Consider the following 11,198-nt stretch of genomic DNA (forward strand, 5'->3'; position numbering starts at 1 on the left):
GGAGGGGGAGCGGGCCGTCAGCACGTGCGCGGGAGGGGGCGGTCAACTCCCCACGGGTTCAGGCGGGTTACGGCGGACGGGCCGTCAGGAGGCGAGGTCGGTTCGGAGCGCTTCGAGGAGCGCGGCCAGCTCCGTCCGGTCCACCGCCGCGCCGTAGACGTAGAAGTCCGGCCGGACCAGCACCGCGACCGCCCCGGCCTCGGCCAGGTACGGCAGGTACACCCCGTCGGTGTCGCCCACCGCGCCCGCCGGGGGCTCCTCGGCGGCGGCCGCGAGCACCCTCACCGCGTGGCCGCCGAGGTCGGCCAGCCAGGCGCGGTCCCCGGCGGTGAGCAGGCTCTCCGGCGGCTCGGTGGTGAGCAGCACGAAGCCGCGCCCCACCACGTCGTCGAAGAGCCCGGCGGGCCGGCCGGCCGCCGTCACCCGCCCCTGGACGACCAGGTCGCCGGCCGGGCCGCCGCCGTGCCGCAGGCCCGCCGTGAGCGGCTGGACCGGGGTGCGCGGCCTGGCCGCGCCGACCTCCGCGCCGCGCCGGGCGCGCTCCTGGGCGGCCAGCATGACGGTGTCGCGGTCGCGGGCCGCGGCCGGGTCGGTCTGGCAGATGACCCGGCCCAGGTCCATCGACATGGTGAGCGCGTGCCGCACGTGCTCGCGCCGCTCGGCGGTGTAGCTGTCGAGCAGCCCTTCGCCGGCCCGGCCGGTGAGCACCAGGTCCAGCTTCCAGGCGAGGTTGGCGGCGTCCCGGAGGCCCGAGCACATGCCCTGCCCGGCGAACGGCGGCATCAGGTGGGCGGCGTCCCCGGCGATCAGCACCCGGCCGCGTCGCCACTGGTCCGCGTAGCGCGCCTGGAAGGTGTAGACGGCGTGCCGCAGCAGGGTGGCGTTGCCGGGGTCGATGTCGAACAGCGAGAGCAGCTTCCAGACGTTGGCCTCGCCGCCGAACTCCTCGGGCGACTCGTGGTCGAGCCGCATGAACTCCCAGCGCCGGTGGCCCGGCCCGGCGGAGACGGCGGTGCGCGGCCGGGCCGGGTCGCAGACCTGGAGGTTGTTGGGGACGAACTCCCGGCCGTCGTGCGGGACGACGTCGCAGGTCAGCCAGTCGTTGAAGAACGCGAAGTCGGTGGCGGTCAGCCCGGCCTCCTCGCGCACCACGCTGTTGGCGCCGTCGCAGCCGATCACCCAGCGGGCGGTGAGCGGGCCGCCCGACGGGCCGGTCCGCGGTCCTTCGACCGTGAGCGTGACCGCGTCGCCTCGGTCGGCGAGTGCGGTCACCCGGTGGCCGCGCAGGACGCGCAGCGTGGGGTACCGCTCGCCGTGGGCGGCCAGCGCGGCCTCCAGGCCCGGCTGGTAGACGGCGCTGGAGTCGGGCCAGCCGGAGCGGCCGGCGTCCTCGACGTCCACCCGGAAGAGGGTCTGCCCGTCGGCGTTGTGCCAGACGTAGTCCCGGGAGGACTCGACGTGCTCGTCCAGGGCCGCGCCCACGCCGGTGGCGGCGAGGATGCGGGCGGACTCGCCGTCGAAGGAGACCGCCCGCGGCATCGGGTACGGCCGGGGGAAGCGCTCCAGCACGGTGACCCGGTGGCCGCGGGCGGCCAGCAGCAGGGCGGCGGTCTGGCCGACCGGCCCGTAGCCGACGATCGCGACGTCGGTGTCGAAGCCGTCGCCGTCTCCCACAGCGGCGGCGGTGGCGGTGTGGACGGGGGTGCTCATGCGGTGGCCGCGTCCTTCCGCAGGATCTCGGCGAGCACCCGGGCGTGCTCCTCCGGGTCGGCGAGGCCGCGCAGCCGCTCGGTGCCGTCCTCGACGACGACCAGGCGGGTGCCGATCAGGATCCGCTGGCCGCCCTCGAAGGCCCGGCCGCGCACCACGATGCCGGAGCCGGCCAGGGCCCGGGCGAACCGGTCCAGCTCCGGCGAGGGGACCAGCCAGTCCGCGAAGGCGCGCGGCCGCGCGTGGAACCGGTAGACGGCGCGCCAGTCGCCGACCCGGCCCCGGCGCTGCACCACGTGGTGGCCGGTGTCCGCGCGCACGACGCGGAAGTCGGTGCCGAACTGCGGCTGCACCTCGTCGGGCACCACCCGCAGCGGCTCCAGGTAGGACGGGCCGACGAAGCCGACGTCGACCAGCCAGAGGTCGCCGTCCAGCCGGACGAAGCCGAGGACGTGCTCCAGGTCCGGCCCGAAGCTGTCGTCCACCTGCCGGATCCCGGCCGAGAACAGCCCGGTCTCGTAGCCGAGTTCGCGCAGCAGCGCGAGGAAGAGCCCGTTCAGTTCGTAGCAGACGCCGCCCCGGCCGCCGAGCACGACGGCGTCGAACACGGCGTCGACGTCGATGTCGACGCCCGCCCACAGGGCCTCGCCGCGGGCGGTGTTGAGCGAGGAGTCGTACGGGATGGCGATCAGGTGGCGCCGGTGCAGCTCGCGCAGGGTGTCGGCGGTGGGGTCGAGCGGGCCGTCGTAGTCGAGGGCCTTGAGGTAGGCGGCGGTGTCGAACACGGCGGTCACTTCCCTTCGGTCCGCTGCTCGGCGGGCACGGTCTCGGACGCTTCGGTGTCGGTCAGTCCGGTCTCGGCGGAGCCGGTCTCGACGAGCAGGGAGAGGAGGTGGCCGGCGATCCGCTCCGGGGTGGGCTGGTCGAAGGCGAGCAGGGCGGGCAGTTCGAGCCCGGTGACGTTCTGGAGGCGGTTGCGCAGCTCGACGGCGGTCAGCGAGACGAAGCCGATGTCGAAGAAGACGGCGTCCGCCCCGATCTCGTCGGTGCCCTCGTGTCCGAGGACGGCCGCGACCTCCGTGCGGACCACGTCGACCAGCACGGCCAGGCGCTCCCCCGGGTCGGCGTCCGCCAGCCGGCGGGCGAGGACGGCGCCGGGCGCCTCCTCGGTGGTGGTGTCGGGCTCGGTCTCGGTGGCCATCGGGGAATCTCCTGCGGGGGTGGTCGTCACGGGCACCGACTCCAGCCAGTAGTGCCGGTGTTGGAAGGGGTAGGTCGGAAGCTCGGAGGCGGGGAGGGTGCCGGCGCCCGCGTAGGAGGCCGACCAGTCGACCTCCACGCCGCGGACGTGCAGCGCGGCGGCCGAGAGCAGGACGCGGTCCCAGCCGCCCTCGTCGCGCCGCAGGGTGCCGGTGACGGCCGCGTCGCGCACGGAGGCCGCCTCCAGGGCCTCGACGATGCCGTGGGCGAGTACGGGGTGGGCGCTGACCTCGACGAACGCCCGGTACTCGGCGGCGGCGAGGCTGTCGACGGCCTCGGCGAAGCGGACGGTCTGCCGCAGGTTGCGGTACCAGTACCCCGCGTCCAGCTCCGGACCCTCCAGCCAGCGGTTCTCGACGGTGGAGAGGAAGGGGATCGCGGCGGTCTGCGGCTTCACGGAGCCCAGCAGCTCGGCGAGTTCGGCCTCGATCGACTCCACATGCGAGGTGTGCGAGGCGTAGTCCACCGGGATCCGGCGGACCCGCACGCCCTGCTCCTCGTACGCGGCCACCAGGGTGTCGAGCGCGGCCGGGTCACCGGCGACGACCACCGAGGAGGGGCCGTTCACGGCCGCGAGCTCGACGCCCTCCGGCAGCGCGCTCGCCACCCGCTCCCGGGGAAGGCCGACCGAGACCATGCCGCCCCGGCCCGCCAGACCCCGCGCGATGGCCTGCGACCGCAGCGCCACCACGGCCGCCGCGTCGTCCAGGGAGAGGATTCCCGCGACATGCGCCGCCGCGATCTCGCCCTGGGAGTGACCGACCACCGCGTCAGGCACCACACCCAGCGACGCCCACAGGCGCGCCAGGCCGACGTTCACCGCGAACGACACCGGCTGCACCACGTCCACCCGCTCCAGCGAAGCGGCACCCGGCACCTGGTTCACCACATCCAGCAACGACCAGTCGACATAGGACGTCAAGGCCTTGTCGACCTCACCGAGCGCCTCCGCGAAGACCGCCGACTCGGCGAGCAGCCGACGACCCATCCCCGCCCACTGGGAACCCTGGCCCGGGAAGACGAAGACGGTCTGCCCGGCGACGTCCGCCGTGCCGGTGACCAGGGCGGGCGAGGCGGCGTCGCCCGCGAGCGCGGCCAGGCCGGTGCGGTGGCCGTCGAGCGCGTCGGCCACCACGACGGCGCGGTGCGCCAGCAGGGTCCGGGCCTCGGCCAGCGTCCGGGCCGCGTCGGCGGGTGCCGGGCCGCGTGCCTCGGTGTAGTCGAGCAGCCGCTCCGCCTGGGCGCGCAGGGCGCCGGTGGAAGCGGCGGACAGCAGCCAGGGGACGGCGGCGGCCTCGGGGGCGGTGGGCTCGGCGGCGGGCTTTGCGGCGGGCGCCTCCTCCAGGATGACGTGGGCGTTGGTGCCGCTCACCCCGAAGGCCGACACGGCGGCCCGGCGCGGGCGGTCGGCCGCCGGCCACGGCCGGGCCTCCGTCAGCAGCCGCACCTCCCCGACCGACCAGTCGACCTGGGTCGTCGGCGCGTCCACGTGGAGGGTCCGCGGCAGCACGCCGTGGCGCAGCGCCTCGACCATCTTGATCACGCCGGCGACGCCGGCGGCTGCCTGGGTGTGGCCGATGTTGGACTTCAACGACCCCAGCCAGAGCGGCCGTTCGGCCGGACGGCCCTGCCCGTAGGTGGCCAGCACCGCCTGCGCCTCGATCGGGTCGCCCAGCGGGGTGCCGGTGCCGTGGCCCTCGACGGCGTCGACGTCGGCGGCCGTCAGCCGGGCGTTGGCGAGCGCGGCCCGGATCACCCGCTGCTGAGCGGGCCCGTTGGGCGCGGTGAGACCGTTGGACGCGCCGTCCTGGTTGACGGCCGAACCCCGGACCACGGCCAGCACCTCGTGCCCCAGGCGCCGGGCGTCCGACAGCCGCTCCAGGACGAGGACGGCCACGCCCTCCGCCCAGCCGGTGCCGTCGGCGGCGTCCGCGAAGGCCTTGCAGCGCCCGTCGGTCGCCAGGCCGCGCTGCCGGGAGAACTCCACGAACGGCGAGGGCTGGGACATCACCGCGACGCCGCCGGCCAGCGCCAGCGTGGACTCGCCGCTGCGCAGCGACTGGGCGGCCAGGTGGACGGCGACCAGCGAGGAGGAGCAGGCGGTGTCGACGGTGATCGCGGGCCCCTCCAGGCCGAGCGTGTAGGCGACCCGGCCCGAGGCCACGGAGCCGGAGGTGCCGGTGGCGAGGAAGCCTTCGAGCCCGGCGGGCACGCTTCGCAGACCGGTGGCGTAGTCGTGGTACATGACGCCGGAGAACACGCCGACGGCCGTGCCGCGCAGGCCCGCCGGGTCCAGGCCGGCCCGCTCCAGGGCCTCCCAGGAGGTCTCCAGCAGGAGCCGCTGCTGCGGGTCCATGGCGAGCGCCTCGCGCGGCGAGATCCCGAAGAAGGCGGCGTCGAAGTCGGCGGCGCCGTGCAGGAATCCGCCCTCGCGGACGTAGGAGCGGCCGGCCCGGTCCGGGTCGGGGTCGAAGAGTCCGTCGAGGTCCCAGCCGCGGTCCTCGGGGAACTCGGCCACGCCGTCGCGTCCGTCGGCGACCAGCTGCCACAGGTCGGCCGGGGAGGCGACGTCGCCCGGCAGCCGGCAGGCCATCCCGACGATGGCGATCGGCTCACCGGCCGCCGCCTCCAACGCGGCCTTCTCGGAGGCGAGTTGTTCGTTGTCCTGGAGCGCGGCCCGCAGTGCCTCGACCAGCCTCGCCGTCTGGTCGAGGGCGGCCGCGCCGTCGTTGGTGGTGGTGGTCATGTCAGCCTTTCGGATGGTGCGCCGGGCGCCGAGCGCGGACGAACGGGCGCGGGTCGGTGAGCGCGGTGCGTCGGCTCGGTGGGTCCGCGCGGTCGGGTCGGGCGCGGACGGGTCGGGCACGGTCGGGTCGGGCACGGTCGGGTGGGCGGTTCAGCCGCGGCCGCGCAGGGCGCGGGCGACGAGGCCGTCGATGTCCAGGTCCGCGATGGCGGGCCCGTCCACGGGCGCCGGTCCCGCGTCCGGGCCGGCCGCGCGCGGCCCGGGGGTCACGGCCGCCGGGCCCGCCACCGGCTCCGGCAGCAGCTCGGACCGTAGGTGGCGGGCGAGCGCGAGCGGGGTCGGGTGGTCGAAGACCAGGGTCGCCGGGAGCCGGACGCCGGTCGCCCGGGCCAGCCGGTTGCGCAGCTGCACCGCGCCGAGCGAGTCGAACCCGGCCTCCTTGAAGGCCTGGGCGGCGGCGACGGCGTTCTTGGACGGGTGCCCGAGGACGGCGGCGGCGGCGGAGCGCACCAGGTCGAGGACCTCGCGGTGCTGCTCGCGCTCCGGCAGCGCGGCCAGCCGGGCGGCGAAGTCCGCCGCGTCGTCGGCGGGCGCTCCGGTGGCGGCGGTGCGCCGGGGCGTGCGGACCAGACCGCGCAGCAGCGGGTTCAACTCGCCGCCCGCCGCCTGCCCGCGCAGCGCCTCACGGTCCAACCGGGTCGGGACCAGCAGCGCCTCCGGAGAACGCAGCGCGGCGTCGAACAGCGCCAGCGCCTCCTCCGTCGCCAGGGCCTTGAGACCACCCCGCGCCAGCCGGGCCCGGTCCGCCTCGTCCAGGTGCCCGGTCAGCCCACTCGCCTGAGCCCACAGGCCCCAGGCCAGCGACACCGCCGGCAGACCGCGCTCACGACGCCACCCCGCCAGACCGTCCAGGAAACCGTTCGCCGACCCGTACAGGCTCTGCCCGGCGTTCCCGAACACACTGGCGCCGGAGGAGAAGAGGACGAAGGCCGCCAGGCCCAGGCCCTCGGTCGCCTCGTGCAGGTGCCAGGCCGCGTCCGCCTTCGGCGCGAACACCTCCCCCAGCCGCCCTGCGGGCTGCCCCTCGAACACACCGTCGGCCAGCGCACCGGCCGTGTGCACCACCGCCGTCAGCGGACGCCCCTCCGGAACCCGACGGACCAGGTCGTCGACCACCGAACGGTCCGACACATCGGCGGCCACCACCTCCACCTCGGCACCGAGCGCCTCGAGCCCGGCCACCAACTCCGCCGCACCCGGCGCCGCCCCACCACGACGACTCACCAGCACCAGCCGCCGCACCCCGTGCGACTCCACCAGATGCCGGGCCACCAACCCGCCCAACGTCCCCGTACCACCCGTCACCAGCACCGTCCCCGCCGGATCCAGGACGCCGTGCCCGTCGGCGGAGGCCGGAGCGGAGGCACGCGCCAGCCGCGGCACCACCACACCGCCGTCGCGCCAGAGCGCCTGGGTCTCGCCGGACGCCAGCAGGCCGCCCACCACCGACGGGTCCACCGCCGCGGCGGGGAAGCCCGTCCCTTCGCCGCCGAGGAGCACGATCCGGCCGGGCTGCTCCTGCTGGACCGAACGGACCAGCCCCCACACCGCGTTGACCGCCGGGTCCGCGTCCGGGGGCCCGGTCACGACCGCCAGCGGCGCCCCGCTCCGGGCGGGATCGGTGAGCCCCTGGTGCAGGAACTCCGAGACCCGGCCGACCAGCGCCCGGGCGCCCTCGGGCCCCTCGGCCGTCCCGGCGGTCAGGTCCAGCACCGCCGGGGCGGCGACACCAGCCGCGCCGGCGGGCAGGACGAGAGGCGTCCAGCCCACCTGGTAGAGGTGGTCGGTACCGGCCCCGCCGAGGCCGGCGAGCCGGTCGACCGGCACCTGCCGCAGCGACAGGGAGCCGACCGAGGCCACCGGTCCGCCGGTCGGGTCGGTGAGGACGAGCGAGAACGCGTGCGGGCCGGTCTGCCGGGCGTGCACCCGCAGAGCAGTGGGACGCGTGGCGAACAGGGCCACGTCGTTCCAGGCGAACGGCAGCAGGACGTGGCCCGGCTCCGGCTCGGCGATGCCCAGGAAGTTGGTGGCCTGCAGGGCGGCGTCCAGCAGCACCGGGTGGATGCCGAAGTCCTCGGCGGCCCGGCCGGCGGGCAGGGACACCTCGGCGTGCACCTCACCGTCGAGCCGCCAGACGGCCCGCAGCCCCCGGAACGCCGGTCCGTAGCCGAAGCCGCGGTCCGCCAGCCGCTCGTAGAAGCCGTCCAGGGCGACCGGCTCCGCGCCGGCCGGCGGCCACGCCTCGTAGTCGAACTCCGGTGCGGTCTCGGCCGCCAGGAAACCGGTGGCGTGCCTGGTCCAGGCACCGCCCTCGCCGTCCTCGGGCCGCGAGTACAGGGCGAACGGCCGCCGGCCGCCGGGGGCGTCGTCCTCCGGCGCGTCCACCCGCAGGTGCAACTGCAGGGCGCCGCGCCCGGGGACGAGCAGCGGGGCCTCGATCACCAGCTCCTCGACGGTGGGCGTGCCCGCCTCGTCGCCGGCCCGCGAGGCCAGCTCCAGCAGCGCGGCCCCCGGGGCGAGGACGGTGCCGGCGACGGCGTGGTCCGCGAGCCACGGGTGGTCCTTCGGGTCGAGCCGTCCGGTGAGGAGCGCCCCGCCCTCGGGCAGCTGCACCGCCGCGCCCAGCAGCGGGTGCCCGACGGGCGCCAGCCCGGCGGCGCCCACGTCGGTGGCGGGGCGGGTCTCCAGCCAGTAGCGCTGGTGCTGGAAGGGGTAGGTGGGCAGCTCGGAGGCGGGGAGGAGGGCGGCGTCCGGGTAGGCCGTGGACCAGTCCACGGACAGGCCGTGCACATGGAGTTCGGCGGCGGCGAGCAGGACGCGGTCCCAGCCGCCGTCCTCACGCCGCAGCGTGCCGGTGACGACGGTCGGCGCCTGGACAGCCTCCTCCAGGGCCTCGACGACGGCGTGCGCGAGCACGGGGTGGGCGCTGACCTCGACGAACGCCCGGAAGCCGTCACCGGCCAAGGTCCCGACGGCCTCGGCGAAGCGGACGGTCTGCCGCAGGTTGCGGTACCAGTACCCCGCGTCCAGCTCCGGGCCCTCCAGCCAGCGGCCCTCGACGGTGGAGAGGAACGGGACGACGGCCGGCTGAGGCTTCACCGCGCCGAGCAGCTCGGCGAGTTCGGCCTCGATCGACTCCACGTGCGAGGTGTGCGAGGCGTAGTCCACCGGAATCCGGCGCACCCGCACGCCCTGCTCCTCGTACGCGACGACGAGCGTGTCCAGTCCCGCCGGGTCACCGGCGACGACCACCGAGGACGGGCCGTTCACGGCCGCGACCTCGACCCCGGCGGGGAGCCGGTCGGCCACCTCGGCGAGCGGCAGCCCGACCGACACCATCCCGCCGCGTCCGGCCAGACCTCGGGCGATGGCCTGCGACCGCAACGCCACCACAGCGGCGGCGTCGTCCAGCGAGAGGATGCCCGCGACGTGCGCCGCCGCGATCTCCCCCTGCGAGTGGCCCACCACCGCCTCCGGCACCACACCCAGCGACGCCCACAGGCGCGCCAGGCCGACGTTCACCGCGAACGACACCGGCTGCACCACGTCCACCCGCTCCAGCGAGGCGGCACCCGGCACCTGGTTCACCACATCCAGCAACGACCAGTCGACATAAGCCCTCAGAGCCTTGTCGACCTCACCGAGCGCCTCCGCGAACACCGCCGACTCCGCGAGCAGCCGACGCCCCATCCCCACCCACTGGGAACCCTGACCCGGGAAGACGAACACCGACCGACCGCTCACCTCCGCCCGACCGGAGACGACACCCGCCGCCTCCTCCCCCCGTGCCACCGCGTCCAGCGCCGCCACCGTGTCCGCGCGGTCGGCGGCCACCACCACGGCGCGCTGCTCCAGCGCGGCCCGCGCGGTGACGAGGGTGCGGGCGGTACGGGCCAGGCCGGTGTCCGGCTGCTCGGCCAGGAGCCGGCCCCAGGCGCCGGCCTGGGCCCGCAGGGCGTCCTCGGAGGCGGCCGACAGCACCAACGGCAGTGCGGCACCGGTCGGTTCGGCCTCCGGCTGCGGGGCGTCCCCGGCCGGGGCCTGCTCCAGGATCACGTGGGCGTTGGTGCCGCTGACGCCGAAGGAGGAGACGGCGGCCCGGCGCGGCCGGTCGACCTCCGGCCAGTCGCGGCGTTCGGTGAGGAGCGCGACCGCGCCCGAGTCCCAGTCGACCTTCGAGGTGGGCGTGTCGATGTGCAGACTCTTCGGCAGCACGCCGTGCCGCAGCGCCTCCACCATCTTGATGACCCCGGCCGCTCCGGCCGCCGCCTGGGTGTGGCCGATGTTGGACTTCAACGACCCCAGCCAGAGCGGCTGTTCGGCCGGACGGCCCTGCCCGTACGTGGCCAGCACCGCCTGCGCCTCGATCGGGTCGCCCAGCGAGGTCCCCGTCCCGTGGCCCTCGACGGCGTCGACGTCCGCCGCCGTCAGCCGGGCGTTGGCGAGGGCCGCCCGGATCACCCGCTCCTGCGAGGGGCCGTTCGGGGCGGTGAGGCCATTGGACGCGCCGTCCTGGTTGACGGCCGAACCCCGGACCACGGCCAGCACCTCGTGCCCCAGACGACGGGCGTCCGACAGCCGCTCCAGCAGGAGGACGGCGACACCCTCAGCGAGCCCGGTCCCGTCGGCGCCGTCCGCGTACGCCTTGCAGCGGCTGTCGCGCGCCAGGCCGCGCTGGGTGGCGAAGTCGACGAACACCTCTGGCGTGGCCATCACGGCGACACCGCCGGCCAGCGCCAGCGTGCACTCGCCGTCGCGCAGCGCCTGCGCGGCCAGGTGGACGGCGACCAGCGAGGAGGAGCAGGCGGTGTCCACCGTCACCGACGGGCCTTCGAGACCGAGGGTGTAGGAGACCCGGCCGGAGGCGACGGAGCCCGAGTTGCCGATCCCGAAGTACCCCTCCAGGCCTTCCGGGAGGTTGAGCACGTGGTGCGCGTAGTCGTGGTACATCAGGCCCGCGTAGACGCCGACCGGCTGCCCCTTGAGCGAGGCCGGGTCGATGCCGGCCCGCTCCAGGGCCTCCCAGGAGGCCTCCAGCAGCAGCCGCTGCTGCGGGTCCGTCGCCAGCGCCTCGCGCGGGGAGATCCCGAAGAGCGCGGCGTCGAAGCCGCCCGGGTCGGCTAGGAAGCCGCCCTCCTCGGCGTAGGTCTTCCCGGCGGCGTCCGGGTCGGGGTCGTACAGGCCGTCCACGTCCCACCCCCGGTCGCGGGGGAACGGGGCCATGGCGTCGGTGCCGTCGTGGACCAGGCGCCACAGGTCGGCCGGGGAGGCGACGCCGCCGGGCAGCCGGCAGGCCATCCCGACGATGGCGATCGGCTCGGTGCGCCGGGCCTCGACGTCGCGCAGGCGGCGCCTGGTCTGCTGGAGGTCGGCCGTGACGCGCTTGAGGTAGTCGCGCAGCTTGTCGTCGTTCGACATGGGG

At 75.9% G+C, this 11,198-nt stretch carries 2 protein-coding genes and 2 pseudogenes; all 4 read right to left on the reverse strand.

Annotation, left to right across the window (positions count from 1 at the left end; translation table 11 throughout):
- Positions 1-84: 84 nt before the first annotated feature.
- A complete protein-coding gene (locus tag ACFCY1_RS18025) occupies positions 85-1,710 on the reverse strand; it encodes a bifunctional 3-(3-hydroxy-phenyl)propionate/3-hydroxycinnamic acid hydroxylase (protein WP_375875172.1) in 1,626 nt (541 codons plus the stop codon).
- Positions 1,707-2,495, reverse strand: a complete 789-nt coding sequence (locus tag ACFCY1_RS18030) for an arylamine N-acetyltransferase (protein WP_375875173.1) — start codon at positions 2,493-2,495, stop codon at positions 1,707-1,709. The genes ACFCY1_RS18025 and ACFCY1_RS18030 overlap by 4 nt, the downstream gene beginning before the upstream one ends.
- 5 nt (positions 2,496-2,500) lie before the next feature.
- A pseudogene (locus ACFCY1_RS18035) lies at positions 2,501-5,836 on the reverse strand (type I polyketide synthase); the annotation flags it as partial.
- Between the two features lie 30 nt (positions 5,837-5,866).
- Positions 5,867-11,182: pseudogene (locus ACFCY1_RS18040) on the reverse strand (type I polyketide synthase); the annotation flags it as partial.
- Positions 11,183-11,198: the final 16 nt, after the last annotated feature.

Origin of the sequence: Kitasatospora sp. NPDC056273 (genome assembly GCF_042268845.1) — a bacterium.
GTDB lineage: Bacteria > Actinomycetota > Actinomycetes > Streptomycetales > Streptomycetaceae > Kitasatospora.

What these genes read in the sequence shown, in the direction of transcription:
- ACFCY1_RS18025 (WP_375875172.1), bottom strand. Translation starts at nt 1,710, where the DNA reads ATGAGCACCCCCGTCCACACCGCCACCGCCGCCGCTGTGGGAGACGGC.